The sequence below is a fragment of the Bacillus sp. 1021 genome (genome assembly GCF_014534735.1).
Taxonomy (GTDB): Bacteria; Bacillota; Bacilli; order Bacillales; family Bacillaceae; genus Bacillus; species Bacillus siamensis.
The window spans coordinates 1-461 of sequence record NZ_JACVSR010000021.1 but is presented as its reverse complement, the minus strand read 5'-3'; the positions used below and the strand labels follow the sequence as shown (position 1 = coordinate 461).

Annotated in this window: 1 protein-coding gene; it reads right to left on the bottom strand. The window is 56.8% G+C overall.

Translation table 11 applies throughout. The features are described from left to right. The coding region (locus tag ICW23_RS18790; RefSeq protein WP_188154922.1) for an SDR family NAD(P)-dependent oxidoreductase at positions 1 to 461 on the bottom strand (461 nt) is incomplete at both ends.

Here is a 461-nt window from a genome sequence, read left to right as displayed (position 1 = left end):
CATTCCTCCCGCCAAGGAAGAAAACAGAATGAAAAAGTCCAGCCGCACATCTTTCGCTGCTTCATCAAGATTGATAAGCCCTTTCACTTTCGGCGCCATGACGGTCTTCCGTTCATTTTCTGTCTGGTTCAGAATGTAGTTGTCAGCGATCACGCCGGCGCCGTGAATGATCCCGTCGAGTGTTCCGTGCTCCTCCTGTATGCCGCGGACGAGGGCGATGACCGCCGCCCTGTCTGTCACGTCAACCGGTTGATACAATACGCGGGCACCCGACGCTTCCAAGCGCCGTAAGCGGGCGGAGCGGTCTTCATCAAGCGCTTCCGCCCTTCCTGTTAATACGAGGACGGCGTTTTTGACGCGGGAGACTATTTCTTCAGCGAAAATCAGTCCGATGCCGCCCGCTCCCCCGGTGAGGAGGTAAACCCCTTCGTCTTTCCACGGAACGGCGCCGCTTTGAGAGA